The following is a 15,299-nucleotide window of genomic DNA, read 5'->3' on the forward strand; positions in this document are numbered from 1 at the left end:
TCACGCCCCCGTCAGCTTCGCGAACTTCGCTTCGAACTCGGTCTCTTCCTTCGAGCTCAGCGAGCGGAAGGCGTGGGACTTCGCGGCCATGGCCTTGTCGGGGATGATCAGCGGGTTGTTCGCCGCGTCCTTGTCGATCTTCTCCAGCTCGGCCTTCACCCCGTCTACGGGGCACACATAGTTGATGTACGCGGCGAGTTCGGCGGCCGGCTTCGGCTCGTAGTAGAAGTCGATGAGCCGCTCGGCGTTCGTCTTGTGACGCGCCTTGTTGGGGATCAGCAGGTTGTCGGTCGACGTCATGTACCCGCTGTCCGGGACGAGGAAGTCGATGTCCGGGCTGTCCGCCTTGAGCTGGACGATGTCACCGGCCCAGGCGACGCAGGCCGCGAAGTCGCCGCTGGTCAGGTCCGAGGTGTAGTCGTTGCCGGTGAAGCGGCGGATCTGCCCCTTGTCGACGGCCTTCTGGAGCCGGGCGATGGCCGCGTCGTAGTCGTCGGCGGTGAAGTCCGCCGGGTCCTTGCCCATGTCGAGCAGCGTCATGCCGACGCTGTCGCGCATCTCCGACAAGAAGCCCACACGCCCCTTGAGCTTGGGGTTGTCGAGCAGGTCGGAGAGCGACTTCACCTCGACGCCGTCGAGGGCCTTCTTGTTGTACGCGATGACGGTGGAGATGCCCTGCCAGACGTACGAGTAGGCGCGGCCCGGGTCCCAGTCGGGGCTGCGGAACTGGGGCGACAGGTTGGCGTAGGCGTGCGGCAGGTTGCTCGGGTCGAGCTTCTGCGCCCAGCCCAGGCGGATGAGCCGTCCGGCCAGCCAGTCGGTGAGGACGATCAGGTCGCGGCCGGTGTCCTGGCCCGCGGCGAGCTGCGGCTTGATCTTGCCGAAGAACTCGTTGTTGTCGTTGATGTCCTCGGTGTACTTGACCTTGATGCCGGTGCGCTTGGTGAACTGCTCCAGCGTCGGGTGGCGCTTGCCGCTGTCGTCGACGTCCATGTACTCGGTCCAGTTGGAGAAGGCGACCGTCTTCTCCTTGGCCGAGTGGTCCTCCGCCGATACGCCGCCCTGCGACGTGCCTGCCGCCGGGATGCCGCAGGCGCTCAGCGTCCCGAGTCCGCCGGCCGCGAGCGCCCCGCCCGCGGAGGCGCGCAACAGCGACCGCCGGGTGAGGGCGGCCCTGCCGTTCCTGAAACTGCGCCGTATCGCGGCCACCTGGGCCGGGGAGAGGCGGTCGGGCTCGTACTGCTCCATGCGCGTGGTGCCCTTTCGGAGGGTGGACGGCCGGTGGTCAAGCGGCCCGATTGCGGCTATCGGTCCCCGAAGACGGTGCGGTGCCAGTCCTTCGCGGCGACCGCGGTGTTGTCGAACATGACGTGCTTGATCTGGGTGTACTCCTCGAACGAGTACGCGGACATGTCCTTGCCGTAGCCGGAGGACTTGTGGCCGCCGTGCGGCATCTCGCTGATGATCGGGATGTGGTCGTTGACCCACACACAGCCCGCTTTGATCTCGCGCGTGGCACGGTTCGCCCGGTACACGTCCCGGCTCCAGGCGGAGGCCGCCAGCCCGTACGGCGTGTCGTTGGCGAGCGCGATGCCCTCGTCGTCGGTGTCGAAGGGCAGCACGACCAGCACCGGCCCGAAGATCTCCGACTGGACGACCTCGCTGTCCTGGGCGGCGTCGGCGATGAGGGTGGGCCGGTAGTAGGCGCCCTTGGCCAGCTCGCCCTCAGGTGCCTCTCCGCCGGTCACCACGCGCGCGTAGGCACGCGCCCGGTCGACGAAACCGGCGACCCGGTCCCGCTGGACGTGCGAGATCAGCGGCCCGAGGTCGGTGCCGGCGGCGAAGGGATCGCCGAGCCGGACGCTCTCCATGAGCGCGGCGGTCCGCTCCACGAACGCCTCGTACAGCGGCCGCTGCACATACGCGCGCGTGGCGGCCGTGCAGTCCTGCCCGGTGTTGATGAGCGCACCCGCGACCGCGCCGTGGGCGGCGGCCTCCGGGTCGGCGTCGTCGAAGACCACGAAGGGCGCCTTGCCGCCGAGCTCCAGGTGGAGGCGCTTGACGGTGGCGGTGGCGATCTCCGCGACGCGCTTGCCGACGGCGGTGGAGCCGGTGAAGGAGGTCATGGCCACGTCGGGGTGGCCGACGAGATGCTCACCGGCCTCCCTGCCGGTGCCCGTGACGATGTTGATCACACCGTCCGGGATCCCCGCGTCCGTCGCCGCCTGGGCGAAGAGCAGCGAGGTCAGCGGGGTGAGCTCGGCGGGCTTCAGGACGATGGTGTTGCCCGCCGCGATCGCCGGGAGGACCTTCCAGGCGGCCATCTGCAGGGGGTAGTTCCAGGGCGCGATCGACCCGACCACGCCGATGGGCTCACGCCGGACGTACGACGTGTGGTCGCCGGAGTACTCACCGGCGGACTGCCCCTGGAGATGCCGTGCGGCACCGGCGAAGAAGGCGGTGTTGTCGATGGTCCCCGGGACGTCGAACTCGCGGGACAGCTTCAGCGGCTTGCCGCACTGCAGCGACTCGGCGCGGGCGAAGTCCTCGGCCCGGTCGGCCAGGACGGCGGCGAACCGGTGCAGGGCGTCGGAACGCTCGCCGGGCGTGGCCCCCGCCCAGCCGGGGAAGGCCTCGCGGGCGGCGGCGACGGCCCGGTCGACGTCGGCCGTCCCGGCCAGTTCGTAGCGGAGGACCTCCTCGCCCGACGCCGGGTCGACGACCGCGTGGGTACGGCCGGAGGTTCCCCTGGTCAGGCGGCCCGCGATGAACTGAGCACCCTCCTCGAAGCGCTCTGCGGCCGGAAATCGGTCCGGGGTGGCGTTGCCCGGGTTGTGCATGTGGCTCTCCTCCGTGTCCCCTGGTGGGGCCGGCGTGGCTCAGGCTCGATTTGAGTGCCGATCCTGGCAGAGCAATGACGCACCAACAAGGGATTCCGTTGTTGATTTTTGGTTACGCGACGGAATCTGTCGACCAGGTGTCGAGTCCACCGCGAAAAGGCAGGACGGTGTGTCAGTGGTGCGTGCCAGACTCGGGTGCATGGAGAAGATCACGGGGGCGGCCTTTTCCCGGGAGGCCCTGATCAGGGCGTCCCGGGAAGGGGCGAGGATCAAGTATCTGCACTTCTGGGGGCACCGGCCACGGCCGGACGGCCGGATCGGACCGAGCTGTCTGAGCCAGTGGTGGCCTGCGCCTTTCACGGTGGCCGGCGTGGAGTACGCGACGGCCGAGCACTGGATGATGGCGGGCAAGGCCCGGCTGTTCGAGGACGCGGCCGCGGAGCGTGCCGTGCTGGCCGCCGGGCATCCCGCCGAGGCGAAGAAGGCCGGGCGGCTGGTGCGCGGTTTCGACGAGGCGATATGGGAGCGGGAGCGGTTCCGGATCGTCGTGGACGGCAGCGTCCACAAGTTCGCCGCGCATCCCGGGCTGCGGGAGTTCCTGCTGAACACGGGCGAGAGGGTGCTGGTCGAGGCCAGCCCCGTGGACCGGGTGTGGGGCATCGGGCTGGCCGCGGACGACGAGGCGGCGTCGGATCCGGAGCGGTGGCGGGGGCCGAACCTGCTGGGGTTCGCGCTGATGGCTGCGCGGGAGCGGCTGCGCGGGTCTTGAGCGAGGTCATCGCCGAGGACATCACTGAGGGCATGAGCCAGTGCATGCCCGAGGCTATGACTGAAGGCATGAGTGAGGGGCCGGCCCATGAGACCGGCCCCCTCTGAGCGGCGGCTTCAGCTCGCCGCGCCGAGCCCGCCCATGATGCTGGCGAAGAGCAGGAACCCCAGCAGCGGCAGGATCACGGTCGCGATGATGCCGCAGACCAGGCCGGCGGTCGCCGCGCCCTTGTTGGTGGCCTCACCGCGGGTTGCCCTGCCTCGGCCGATGGCGCCGAAGATGATGCCCAGGATGCCCAGGATCACGCCGAAGAACCACAGGAAGAAGGTCAGGCTGCACACCACGCCGATGATGCCCAGCACCAGTCCGGTGGTTCCCATGCCGTTGCTCGGCTGCGCGGGCATCGCGTAGCCGGGCGCCTGCGGGTAGCCGACGGGCGGCGCGGCCGGGTAGCCGGGGCTGCCCTGGGGGTAGCCGTAGCCCGGGCCGGACTGCTGCGGATAGCCGTAGCCGGGGGCCGGCTGCTGCGGGGGCTGCGGCGGCTGGGACGGCGGACCGAACCCACCGGGGGTGGGGTTGGTGTTGGACATGGACAGTCTCCCCTCGTTGTCAGACCAAGGCATCGTAGTGGCCAAGTCCGCCGAGGAGGACGGGTGTTTCAGTGGTGGGACGGGGCGGTGGCCACGGGGCCGCGGGCGCCGTAGTACGGGTCGTCGTCGGACGAGGTGTCGCTGTTGATCGCGGCCGTGATGCCGACGGCGATCAGGACGATCACCGTGATGCCGAGGATGATCCCGATGATGCCCATGATCAGACCCGCCTGGGCCTGGCCGTGGTTGGTGGCGACTCCCGCCTCGGCGCGCTTGCGGCCCTTGATGCCGAAGACGACGGCGAGGATGCCGGTGACGAGGGAGACCACGCCGTACAGGCAGAACAGCGTGCAGGAGACGATGCCGAGCACCATCGCCGCGATGCCCATGCCGTTCTGGGGGGCCATCGGCATGCCGGGCCAGCCGTAGCCGCCGCTTTGGGGGTAACCGGAGCCCGCCTGGGGGTAGCCGGGGTAGCCGTAGCCGCCGGGCGCCGCCGGCGGGGGCGGGACCGTGGGGCCGGAGCCGGTGCTGTCGTACTGGGGCGTGCCGGTGGGCGGGGTGAAGGCGGCGTTGGGCATGGAGGTGACCGTGGCCTGGTCGTGCACGGAGGGCGGCCCCGCGGTGGGCGGCTGGTCCTTCTCGAGTGACGGCCGGTTCTCCGGGGGCGCCCACGGGTCGTGGCCGCCTCCGCCGGGTTGCGTCGCGTCCGACATGTTGTATCCCCCCTGGGTCGATCGTGCCGTCATGCTACGGGGCCGTCTGCTTCGCGCCACAGTGCGGGTGCGTTGGGGCTGGTCGCGCAGTTCCCCGCGCCCCTAAAGGGCGCGCTGCAGCCACGGCATACGATGAATCCTGAGTCACCGATCAGCCGATCACCCGCGCCCCGCCCGCCCCGCGCCGGCAGGGGCGCCGTTCCGGGGAGGAACTCTTGACCCAGCACCTCGTAGACCCCCACGCCCCGCGCGACCTCGCGGCGTTCATCGCGGAACTGCCCAAGGCCGAACTGCATGTGCATCACGTGGGCTCCGCCTCCCCCCGGATCGTGTCCGAGCTGGCCGCCCGGCATCCCGACTCCAAGGTGCCGGCCGATCCCGCCGCCCTGGTCGACTACTTCACCTTCACCGACTTCGCCCACTTCATCGAGGTGTATCTGTCGGTCGTCGATCTGATCCGCACCCCGGAGGACGTCCGGCTGCTCACCTACGAGGTGGCCCGTGACCTGGCCCGGCAGCAGGTGCGGTACGCCGAGCTGACGATCACGCCGTTCTCCTCGACCCGGCGCGGCATCGACGAGCGTGCGTTCATGGACGCGATCGAGGACGCCCGCAAGGCCGCCGAGGCCGAGTTCGGGACCGTGCTGCGCTGGTGCTTCGACATCCCGGGCGAGGCCGGTCTGGAGGCCGCCGAGGAGACGACCCGGCTCGCCATCGACGACCGGCTGCGCCCGGAGGGCCTGGTCTCCTTCGGCCTGGGCGGGCCCGAAGTCGGCGTGCCGCGTCCGCAGTTCAAGCCGTACTTCGACCGGGCCATCGCGGCCGGGCTGCACTCCGTACCGCACGCGGGCGAGACCACCGGCCCGGAGACGGTGTGGGACGCCCTCACGCATCTGCGGGCCGAGCGCATCGGCCACGGCACCAGCTCCGCGCAGGACCCGAAGCTCCTCGCGCACCTCGCCGAGCACCGGATCGCGCTGGAGGTGTGCCCGACCTCCAACATAGCCACGCGCGCGGTCCGCACCCTGGACGAGCACCCGATAAAGGAGTTCGTCGACGCCGGGGTCGTCGTCACGATCAACTCCGACGACCCCCCAATGTTCGGCACCGACCTCGACAACGAGTACGCGGTGGCCGCCCGGCTGCTCGGCCTCGACGAGCGGGGCCTGGCCGAGCTGGCGAAGAACGCCGTCGAGGTGTCCTTCCTGGACTCGGCCGGCAAGGCCCGGATCAAGGGCGAGATCGACACGTACACCGCGGGGTGGCTCGACCGGTGACGTCCGTTCCCCTCGCCGTCGGCCACCGCGGCGACCCCTACCGGCACCGCGAGAACACCGTCGCCTCGCTGTGTTCCGCGCTGCGACGAGGCGCGGACGCGGTGGAGATCGACGTACGCCTGACCCGGGACGGCGTGCCGGTGCTGCTGCACGACGACACGCTGAAGCGGCTCTGGGAGCACGAGCGGCCGGTGCGCGCGCTGTCCTGGGAGGAGGTGCGCGGGCTGACCGGCGGCGGGGTGCCGTCCCTCGCGGAGGCGCTGGCCGCGACCGACGGGCACCGGGTGATGATCGACCTGCCCGGCTCGCCCGGTGTGCGGTCGGTGCGCCGGGTCATGGACGCCGTACGGGAGGCCGGGGCGGCGGACCGCGTGTACTACTGCGCGGGCGCCGACGCCATGCTCGCCGTGCGCGCGGCGGACCAGGACGCGGAGATCGCCCTCACCTGGACGACCCTGGCCCCGCCCCGGCCGGTCCTGCTGGAGGCGGTCCGACCGCGCTGGCTCAACTACCGTTTCTCCCTGGTGGACCGGCCCCTCGCCGAGCGGGTGCGCCGCGACGGGTATCTGCTGTCCGTGTGGACGCCCGACACCCGCCGCTCCATGCGACGGCTCCTGGACGCCGGGGTGGACTCGATCACGACCAACCGCGTCGACGTACTGTGCGCTACACGCGCGAGCGCTGCGGCACCGCCGCCGGATCGGCCGGGGTCGAGCGGGTGACGTACTGCGGCACCGGCGCGCTGTCCGTGCCGGTGTCGCGGACGAGGCCGTAGCGGATGGCGCCCCGGTCGGGACCCGCGTTGATGTCTTCCTCCACGGCCTGCCGGTTCGACGGGAAGACGGTCAGGCCGTAGTCGCAGCCCCGTTCGTTCTGGGTGAGGGTGACGGTGCCGTCGACGTAGAAGTACTCGTTCTGCCACATCTGCTGGGTGCCTGAGGGCAGTTCGGCGTATCCGATGGCGGGCCCGCCCATGCCGGTGGCGTAGCCGTTCGGGGCGCCGGGCAGCGGATCGTCCATCCGGCGCCAGCCGCCGGACGCCACGTGGAAGAGCTTGCCCTTCAGGCCGGTCCAGGAGGGCATGACCAGCGCGCCGGGCCGGGACTTGGGCGAGATCTGCCAGCGGACCAGGACATAGCCCCGGCCGCTCAGCGTCACGCTGTCGCCCCGGTGCTGCATGACGGCCTTCGGACCACCGGTGCTGGTGATGCCGGGCTCGGGTCGGCGCGGCAGGGCGGCGGGCCGGGCGTTCGGGTCGGGGGCGCGGTCGACGGCGTCGACGACCGTGCCGTAGAGGTCGGCCTTCTTCGTCGGCGAGGGCTTCGGGGCGGGCGGTGCGGAGGACGGCGGCGGCTCGGGTCCGGAGGTGGTGGCCGTCGCCGTGGGGGTGACCGCGGCCGGGGGCGGCGGGGTGTCCGGCGGCTGGGTGACGACGTAGGCGCCGCCCGCGACGATGGTCGCGCCGGCGGTCATCGCGACGGCCGGCTTGGTGAGGGCGCCGAGCAGTTTCGCCGACCAGCCGACCGAGCCGGCGGCCACGGCCGTCTTGCCTCCGAAGGCGAGCGACAGGGTGAACCCGACGGGCAGCGGGACGAGCGCGATGCCGACCAGGAGGCGTTCCGCCGGTACGACGGACTCGCAGGTGTCGCCGCAGTAGCCGCAGCCGCGGATGTGCCGGGCCAGCCGTTTGCGCCACACCGAGTCCGGCCGGCCGTTCCAGCGGCCGGTCAGCTCGCGCAGGTCGGCGCAGGCGCCGTCCAGGGCACGGACGATGCCGCGCGAGGTCTCCAGGCGCTCCTTCATCCGCTGGACGCGCACGGCGGCGTGCTGCCGGGTGATGCCGACGGCTGCGGCCAGTTCGCGCCGGGTCAGTTCGCCCGCGACCTCCAGCCACCACAGCGACAGGAGTTGCCGGTCCTCGTCGTCGAGCCAGCGCGCCGCCTCGGCGACCTCGCGCCGCTGGCCCTCCAACTGGAGCCGCAGCACGGTCAGTTCGGCGAAGTCGGAGGACTCCGTCTCCTCCAGCCGGTCCGGGGTCCTGCGGCGCGCGCGGTCCCGTATCTGCCGCATGGCGATGGCCACCAGCCAGGACCGGAAGCTGTCCGGGTCGCGCAGGGAGCCGAGGTTGCCGACCGCGCGCAGCATGGTCTCCTGGACGACGTCGTCGACGTCGGCGTGGCCGTTCAGGGCCCGGCCCACGATGTTGTAGACCAGCGGCAGCCAGCCGGCGACCAGCTCGTCCAGCGCCCGCCGGTCGCCGTCCTGCGCCGCCGTGACGGTGGCGCGCCAGTGCTGACTGTCCACGGTGGCCTCTCGACGCCTGGGATCGCTGATGTCCGGATCGCTGATGTCCGGATCACTGATGTTCCGCACGCACCCTCTCAGGCGCTCCCGGGGTCCTCGCTATGTCGGGGATCACAAGGTGGAGACGGCGTGAAGCGCCGGCGATAACACTTTTTTCAGTTCCCGTTCAGCGCCCGCCCCAGCTCGCCCCGCCGCCGTATGCCCAACTTCTTGTAGGTGCTGGTCAGATGGGTCTCCACGGTGCGCCGGGCGAGGTGGAGGAGACCGGCGATCTCGGCGTTCGTCCGGCCGCCGGCCGCCAGCCGGGCGATGCGCAGCTCGCTTCCGGTGAGGGCGCCGGAGCCGGTGCGGGCGGTGGCGGCCCGGCGGGCCCCGCCTTCGCGCAGGGCCTTCTCCGCCAGGGTCCGCAGCCGCACCGCGCCCAGACGTTCGGCGCGCTCCGCGGCGCTCCGCAGACAGTCCCGGGCGCGGGCGCGTTCGCCGGCGGCGGTCAGCTGCCGGCCCTGTGTGAGGAGCGCGGCCACCAGCTCCCTCTCCGTGGCGGCCGGCGCGTCCGCGAGGAGGGCCACGGCCTCCTCGGCCAGGCGCAGGCCCCGGCGGCCGCCGGTGACCGTGCCGAGCACCCTGAGGGCGCGGCCGACGATGCGGGGCGTGCCCCACACCCGGGCCAGGCGCAACTCCTCCTCGGCCAGGGCGAGCGCCTCCTGGGGGCTGCCGAGGGCCAGCCGGCATTCGGCGGCGGCGGAGCGCCACGGGGTGACGACCGGGCTGACCACGTCCCGGGCGGTCTGGCGGCGGCCGCACTCCAGGAAGTCGTGCAGGGCCCCGGCCGTGTCGCCCGCGTCGGCGCGCTGCACGCCCCGCGCGTACAGGAAGCGGTTCAGCTCCCAGTTGTCGGGCGCCTCGCGCAGGTCGAAGCCGTCCGCGAGCCGCCGGGCCTCGGCGGTGCGGCCGGTCTCCACGAGTGCGATCAGGGTGGTGGCGTGCACGTTGGAGGGGCCCTGGCCGTGGGTGGGGGGCTCGGCGGGCAGCAGGGTGTACTCGCCGCGCGCGGCGGCGATGTCGGCCCGCGTGTTGAGCAGCGCCGCGTGCATGGGGTGCAGCAGGTCGGGGCGCTGTCCGGCCAGGCCTCGGTCCACCAGGCGGTCGGCCTCGTCGAGTTCGTCGGCCCACTGGGCGACGGCGGCGGACGTGCCCAGCAGGAAGGGCTCGGTGAGCGGGTGGGCCGGCTCGGCGAGCAGCGCGCGCACCTGGCGCATCGCGTCGCCCGCCGAGGCCAGTGCGGCACTGGCGGCGTACCGGACGAGCAGCGCCCGGGTCGCCGGGCCCACGAGTTCCGGTGAGCGCTCGGCGGTCTCGGACAGGCGGCGGTACACATCGCTGCGGACCGTCTGGTCCTGGTCGGACAGCAGGGCGGACGCGGTCTGGAGGGCGCTGCCCAGGTCGGGGTGTCCGGTGAGCTGGCCGTCCACCGTGCGCAGTACCTCCACGGCGGCGCGGGCCCGGCCGCGTCCGGCCAGCGCGGTGCCGAGGGCCACGGCGGCCCGCACCCGGTCCTGCGGTGTGCCGTGCAGCCCCAGTGCCTCGGTGAGCCGGGGGATGCCGGCCGAGGAGTCCCGGCCCGCGCACTCCAGGGAGCCCAGCTCGGTCAGCACCCGCTGCCGGTGGTCGTCGGGCAGCGGCTCCCGCAGGGCTCTGCGCAGGAACGCGACGGCGTCGTCGGAGCGGCCGTCGCGCAGCGCGAGGGAGGCGGCGTCCCGCAGCACGGCCGGGGCCCACGGGGCGTCCACGGGGCCGCACCGCAGCAGGTGCCGTGCCACCGCCTCGGTGGGGGCCCCGCGTTGCAGCAGCGCCTCGGCGGCGGTCCGCTGCACCGCGTGCCGCCGGGCCGCGGGGACGCCGGAGAGTACGGCGTCCCTCAGCAGCGGATGGGCGTAGCGGGGCAGGCCGTCCGGGCCGGGGCGCAGCGGGCCGAGCCCGGTCATCGCGGTGAGCCAGCCCGCCACCCGGGCCGGATCGGCACCGGCCAGCTCCCCGAGCAGACCGGCCGCATCTTCGCCCCCGCCCGCTCCCCCCTCCGCCCGTTCCCATCCCTCCTCGAGCACGGCGAGAGCCCGGGCCACCTCCGCCGTGCCGTTCCCGGCGCTGTCCAGCCACCACTGCACGGCGGCCACGTAGGAGCCCTGGTACAGGGCGGCGGAGGTCTCGGGAAGGGCGGGGTACGGGAGCGGGGCGTCGGCCGTGTACCCGCCGGAGGCGCCGAGGTCGTCCAGGAGGGCCCTCAGCAGCAGGGGGCTGCCCGCACCGGCCCGGACGCAGCTGTCGACCCAGGACGTGGGGGCGTCCGGGTGCTCCGCGCGCACCAGGCCGGTCGCCGAGTCCGGGGTGAGCGGGGACAGGGTGTGGGTGTCGACGAGGGCGGGCGAGAGGGTGTGGGTGAAGCCCGGGGCAGGCGGATCGATGTCGTACTGGCTGCGCTCGGTGACGGCAAGCAGGATCGGCAGAGGTAATCGGTCCACGTGCCGGGCGGCCTCCACCAGCCAGCGGTACGAGGGGCCGTCCGCGAGGTGGACGTCGTCCACGGCGAGCAGCAGCGGGGACTCGCCGGCGTACGAGCGCAGCGCGTGCCGGAGCAGGGCGGCCTGCTCGCGTTCGTCGCCGGCCGGGTCGGTCCGCTCCGAGCCCGGTACGGGTCCGAGGAGCTGGAGCACGGCGGCGAAGGGCGCGGCCGCCCAGTCCGGGGAGCAGCGGGCGCGCAGCACCCGCACGCCCTGTGCGGCGGCGGCCTCGGCGGCCGCCTCCAGGACACTGGTCCGGCCGGTGCCGGTGGCTCCGCGCAGCAGCACGAGGCCGCCCGTCCCGGACCGGGCGCGTGCCAGGCCGGCCGCCAGCAGGGCGGCGGCTTCCCGGTGTTCGGCCGGCTGCGTACGCCGCGACTGCTCGAGCTGAGGATCGGGCATTCCTGCCTCCCTGGTCGGACGTGGCGTCTTCCCCCGTCGAGGACGGCCTGCGCCCGGGGCGGGTGCCGTGACAAGTGCCACGGCGGCGAGTTCCGGCCCCGGCGGAACCGGACGGGCCGTCACCTGACGGCTGCCGTGCGGCCGTCTGCGATCTCCTTCTCGGTGCGGGGGCCGATCTCGTGGTCGGCGCGGGGCCGATCTCGTGGTGCGTCTCGTGGTGATCCACGATTGCGACCGGACCGTCCGCCCCAGAAGGGTGAGGAGTGCACATCCGCCACCGACTCCACAGAGGTGGCGCGTACGTGGACATAGGGGAAACGGTTGCTCAGCTCATCGCGGACCACACGCCCCGGCACGGCCGATTCCGCGTCCCGGATCCCCGTGGCGGTGCACGCCACGGACCCGATCACGCGCGAGGGGGCGCTCAGCCAGCTGCGGCGGTTCCCGGAGATCGACCTGCGGGAGGAGACCGAGTCCGGCCCCGGCACGGTGGCCCTGCTCATCGACGACGTCCTCGACGACACGGGCCTGACCCGGCTGCGCCGGCTGGTGCGCAGCGAGGGCGCGCGGGCGGTGCTCGTGGTGTCCGCGCTGCGGGAGGCGGAGCTGCTCGACGTGATCGAGTGCGGGGTCGGTGCCATCGTGTGGCGCCGGGAGGCCACCGCGACCCGGCTGGTGCAGGCCGTGCTCGCGGCCGCCCGCGGGGACGGCGACCTGCCCGCCGATCTGCTCGGCCGGCTGTTCAACCAGGTGGGCACCCTGCATCGCAGCGCCGCAGGCCGTACCGGCGCTCCGGCCTCGGGGATGACACCCCGTGAGGTGGACGTACTGCGGCTGGTGTCCGAGGGACTCGACACCGGTGAGATCGCCAGCAAGCTGTCCTACTCCGAACGCACCGTCAAGAACGTGATGCACGGGCTGACCACCCGACTGCACCTGCGTAACCGGGCACACGCCGTGGCCCATGCCCTGCGGGAAGGCTACATCTGACCGAACGGGCATCCGAAGTCGCCCCCACGGGCAGCGCTTTCTGCCCCGCCGCCGTCCCCGGCGACCCTGCGGGCCGTGGCGGGGCGGAGGGCAGGATCGGATACGGCGGCGCAGAGCACGGCAGTGTGGGAACGGGAGCACATCGGTGATCCACGAGGTGGACGAGGTTCTCAAGAACCTGCTCAGCGGCGGCGCACTGGCCGGTTCCGGCATCGACGTCGCCCTCGACGCGCCGACCCGTGACTGGGCCGCCCGCCGCAACGCGCCCACGATCAACGCCTATCTGTACGACATCCGGGAGGACGTCGCCCGCCGGCAGCGGGGCCATGTCCCGATCCACGACGACCGGGACTTCGTCGTCAAGCACCGGCAGCCGCCCCGCTGGTTCCGGCTGTCGTACCTGGTGACGGCGTGGACGAAGCAGCCCCAGGACGAACACCGGCTGCTGTCCGCGGTGCTGGCCACGCTGATCCCGCGCGAGCTGATCGCCGCCTCCGAACTTCCGGGTTCCCTCGGCGCGTTGGGCATGACGATCCCGATGTCCGTGGCCGGCACCCAGACCGAGTCGCGTTCCCTCGCGGAGATCTGGTCCGCGCTCGGCGGCGAACTCAAGCCGTCCCTCGACCTCGTGATCACCGCTCCCTTCCCGGCCTACCCCGAGTACGACGCGGGTCCGCCCGTCACCGAGGGCGTGGCGGTCCGGGTCCGCACCGTGGACGACACGCAGCCGCGGTCGGAGGAACGCGCGCACAGCGCACGGCAGGTGGCGGCGGCCGAAGAGGCCCGGGAGGCCCGCAGAACGGCGCGCCGGGGCCGGGGGCCGGACCGCACGCCATGACCACGCGGACGTCCGATACCGACACCCCCGCCACCGCGCTCCGCTCCCGCCTCGCCGAGCTGCGGGACCGGGTCGCCCTGCTGGTGGAGCACCGGTCCGCCGGCGACCCCACGGCAGGTGACCCACTGCGCGGCCTGTACCTGTCGGAGGAGGCCGTACGGCATCTGCTGCGCCCGGCCGAGCCGTCGCCGCTCACCGGCCCCGGCGGGCAGCCCGGACCCGACGCAGGCCTCGACCGTCTGGCCGACCTCTCCGCCCGGCTCCGCCTGACCGAGCTCGACACCGCGCTGCTCCTCATTGCCCTCGCCCCCGACCTGGACCGCGCCTTCGAGCCGCTGTACGGCTACCTCAACGACGACGTCAGCCGCCGGCGGGCCACCGTCGCGCTCGCCCTGGACCTGTGCGGGATCCCCGTCCACCTGGCCGAGGGACGGTCCCGGCTGCATCCCACGGCCCCGCTGTCCGCGCTCGGACTGCTCACCGTGGAGGACCCCGAACGCCCCTTCCTCAGCCGTGCGCTCCGCGTACCGGACCGCCTCGTCTCCCACCTCCTCGGCGACGACACCCCTGACGCGTCACTCGCGGGGCATCTGCAGACACTGCCCGCACCGGAGGACGGTACGTACCTCCCCGCCCCGGACGACGAGGCCGCCCGGATCGCCCACCGGCTGGCCGCCCTGCTGGCCTCCGGCCCTCCGGTCACCGTGTATCTGCGCGAGCGCCGCGAGGGCGACGGGCTTCCCTGTGTCGTCGCCGCCCTGCGCGCCGCGGGCATCGCGGCGGTGCGTTTCACGGGGCCCGAGGACCGTGTCCCGGAGCTGCTGCGGGAGGCCCGGCTGAGTGACCGTGCGGTCGTCGTCACGGGGCTGCCGGAGCAACCGGCGGCGTTGTTCCGGGAGTTGGCCGCGGCGGTCGACGTCCCGGTGCTGGTGACCGGGTCCCGCCCGTACGACCCCCAGTGGTGCGACCAGGATCCCCTCGTCCTGGAGGCACCCGCAGAGCGCGCGGGCGCGGTGGACGCCTGGTCGGCCGCCCTCGGCGGGGAACCCGGCTTCGACCTGGCCGCCACCGTCGCCCCGTATCACCTCGCCGGTGACCACATCACCCGGGCTGCCCGTGCGGCCCGGGGCCTCGCCGAGTTCGACGGGACCCCGCTCTCCCCCGCCCATCTGCGCCTCGCCGCCCGGCAGCAGTCCGCCTCCGGGCTGGAGCGGCATGCCCGCCGGATCCGGCCCGACGTGGACTGGCGGGACCTCGTGCTGCCCGACGGTCCCCTGACCCAGCTGCGGGAACTCGCCCTGCGCGCCCGCCACCGCGACCGGGTGCTCGGCGACTGGCGGCTCAGCGCGGGCGGCGGCCGGGGCCGGGGCGTCCTCGGCCTGTTCGCGGGCGAGTCCGGCACCGGCAAGACACTCTCCGCGGAGGTCGTCGCGGCCGACCTCGGACTCGACCTCTACGTCGTCCAGCTGTCGTCCATCGTCGACAAGTACGTCGGCGAGACCGAGAAGAACCTGGAACGCATCTTCACCGAGGCCGACCGCACGGACGCGGTGCTCCTCTTCGACGAGGCCGACGCCGTCTTCGGCAAGCGGTCCGAGGTGAAGGACGCGCACGACCGGTACGCCAACCTGGAGAGCGCCTACCTGCTCCAGAGGCTGGAGTCCTTCGACGGCATCGCCCTGCTCACCACCAACCTGCGCGCCAACATCGACGAGGCGTTCACCCGGCGCCTGGACCTGATCGTCGACTTCCCGTTCCCGGACGCCGGGCAGCGCGTCGCGCTGTGGCGGCACAGCCTGTCGCACGTGCCCTGCGCGGACGGCATCGCACTCGACGCGGTGGCCTCCGGCTTCGAGCTGGCGGGCGGCTCCATCCGCAGCGCGGTGGTGACCGCCGCGTACCTGGCCGCGGGGCGCGGGGACAACGTCACGGCGGACGACCTCCTGGAGGGCGCCCGCCGTGAGTACCGCAAGGCCGGCCGCCTGGTGCCGGGGGAAGGCACCTGGTAGCGGCCT

Annotated in this window: 12 protein-coding genes; 6 read left to right on the forward strand and 6 right to left on the reverse strand. The window is 73.1% G+C overall.

Going from position 1 to position 15,299, the window contains the following annotated elements; translation table 11 throughout:
• Positions 1-1,248, reverse strand: a complete 1,248-nt coding sequence (locus ACFT32_RS33545; protein ID WP_382496798.1) for a spermidine/putrescine ABC transporter substrate-binding protein — start codon at positions 1,246-1,248, stop codon at positions 1-3.
• A 56-nt stretch (positions 1,249-1,304) separates the two neighbouring features.
• Complete coding sequence (locus tag ACFT32_RS33550) at positions 1,305-2,840, reverse strand: gamma-aminobutyraldehyde dehydrogenase (protein WP_382496801.1); 1,536 nt, start codon at positions 2,838-2,840, stop codon at positions 1,305-1,307.
• A gap of 199 nt (positions 2,841-3,039) precedes the next feature.
• On the opposite strand from ACFT32_RS33550, the gene ACFT32_RS33555 reads away from it, so the two are divergent.
• Positions 3,040-3,609 carry an NADAR family protein gene (locus tag ACFT32_RS33555; protein ID WP_382496804.1) on the forward strand — a complete coding sequence of 190 codons (570 nt, stop codon included), beginning with the start codon at positions 3,040-3,042 and terminating at the stop codon, positions 3,607-3,609.
• A 116-nt stretch (positions 3,610-3,725) separates the two neighbouring features.
• Here the strand turns inward: ACFT32_RS33555 and ACFT32_RS33560 are convergent, their stop codons facing one another.
• Together ACFT32_RS33560 and ACFT32_RS33565 are read right to left on the reverse strand one after the other, a co-directional pair.
• Entirely contained in the window at positions 3,726-4,199 is a 474-nt protein-coding gene (locus ACFT32_RS33560; RefSeq protein WP_382496806.1) for a DUF4190 domain-containing protein, read from the reverse strand.
• A gap of 68 nt (positions 4,200-4,267) precedes the next feature.
• Positions 4,268-4,915, reverse strand: a complete 648-nt coding sequence (locus ACFT32_RS33565) for a DUF4190 domain-containing protein (protein WP_382496807.1) — start codon at positions 4,913-4,915, stop codon at positions 4,268-4,270.
• Between the two features lie 158 nt (positions 4,916-5,073).
• Here ACFT32_RS33565 and ACFT32_RS33570 point away from each other — a divergent pair, with 158 nt between their 5' ends.
• Both ACFT32_RS33570 and ACFT32_RS33575 read left to right on the forward strand, forming a co-directional pair.
• A complete protein-coding gene (locus ACFT32_RS33570; RefSeq protein ID WP_382497407.1) occupies positions 5,074-6,192 on the forward strand; it encodes an adenosine deaminase in 1,119 nt (372 codons plus the stop codon).
• Positions 6,189-6,914: a glycerophosphodiester phosphodiesterase gene (locus ACFT32_RS33575; protein ID WP_382496810.1), complete on the forward strand. Its 726-nt coding sequence runs from the start codon at positions 6,189-6,191 to the stop codon at positions 6,912-6,914. The genes ACFT32_RS33570 and ACFT32_RS33575 overlap by 4 nt, the downstream gene beginning before the upstream one ends.
• Here the strand turns inward: ACFT32_RS33575 and ACFT32_RS33580 are convergent.
• Together ACFT32_RS33580 and ACFT32_RS33585 are read right to left on the reverse strand one after the other, a co-directional pair.
• Positions 6,859-8,496, reverse strand: a complete 1,638-nt coding sequence (locus ACFT32_RS33580; protein ID WP_382497409.1) for an RNA polymerase sigma factor — start codon at positions 8,494-8,496, stop codon at positions 6,859-6,861. The genes ACFT32_RS33575 and ACFT32_RS33580 overlap by 56 nt on opposite strands.
• Before the next feature lie 155 nt (positions 8,497-8,651).
• The gene (locus ACFT32_RS33585) at positions 8,652-11,456 is read right to left on the reverse strand and encodes an AAA family ATPase (RefSeq protein WP_382496812.1); all 2,805 of its coding nucleotides are present in this window, start codon (positions 11,454-11,456) and stop codon (positions 8,652-8,654) included.
• A gap of 321 nt (positions 11,457-11,777) precedes the next feature.
• Between ACFT32_RS33585 and ACFT32_RS33590 the strand changes: the two genes are divergently transcribed.
• From ACFT32_RS33590 to ACFT32_RS33600, 3 genes are all read left to right on the forward strand, one after another.
• A complete protein-coding gene (locus ACFT32_RS33590; protein ID WP_382496815.1) occupies positions 11,778-12,446 on the forward strand; it encodes a LuxR C-terminal-related transcriptional regulator in 669 nt (222 codons plus the stop codon).
• Positions 12,447-12,591: 145 nt separating this feature from the next.
• A complete protein-coding gene (locus ACFT32_RS33595) occupies positions 12,592-13,284 on the forward strand; it encodes a DUF4255 domain-containing protein (protein ID WP_382496818.1) in 693 nt (230 codons plus the stop codon).
• Positions 13,281-15,293, forward strand: coding sequence for an ATP-binding protein (locus tag ACFT32_RS33600; protein WP_382496820.1), 2,013 nt, complete (start codon positions 13,281-13,283; stop codon positions 15,291-15,293). The genes ACFT32_RS33595 and ACFT32_RS33600 overlap by 4 nt, the downstream gene beginning before the upstream one ends.
• The last annotated feature ends 6 nt before the right edge of the window (positions 15,294-15,299 follow it).

This window comes from Streptomyces sp. NPDC057002 (genome assembly GCF_042673825.1).
Taxonomy (GTDB): Bacteria; Actinomycetota; Actinomycetes; order Streptomycetales; family Streptomycetaceae; genus Streptomyces.

What these genes read in the sequence shown, in the direction of transcription:
- ACFT32_RS33545 (WP_382496798.1), bottom strand. Translation starts at nt 1,248, where the DNA reads ATGGAGCAGTACGAGCCCGACCGCCTCTCCCCGGCCCAGGTGGCCGCG.
- ACFT32_RS33550 (WP_382496801.1), bottom strand. Translation starts at nt 2,840, where the DNA reads ATGCACAACCCGGGCAACGCCACCCCGGACCGATTTCCGGCCGCAGAG.
- ACFT32_RS33555 (WP_382496804.1), top strand. Translation starts at nt 3,040, where the DNA reads ATGGAGAAGATCACGGGGGCGGCCTTTTCCCGGGAGGCCCTGATCAGG.
- ACFT32_RS33560 (WP_382496806.1), bottom strand. Translation starts at nt 4,199, where the DNA reads ATGTCCAACACCAACCCCACCCCCGGTGGGTTCGGTCCGCCGTCCCAG.
- ACFT32_RS33565 (WP_382496807.1), bottom strand. Translation starts at nt 4,915, where the DNA reads ATGTCGGACGCGACGCAACCCGGCGGAGGCGGCCACGACCCGTGGGCG.
- ACFT32_RS33585 (WP_382496812.1), bottom strand. Translation starts at nt 11,456, where the DNA reads ATGCCCGATCCTCAGCTCGAGCAGTCGCGGCGTACGCAGCCGGCCGAA.
- ACFT32_RS33600 (WP_382496820.1), top strand. Translation starts at nt 13,281, where the DNA reads ATGACCACGCGGACGTCCGATACCGACACCCCCGCCACCGCGCTCCGC.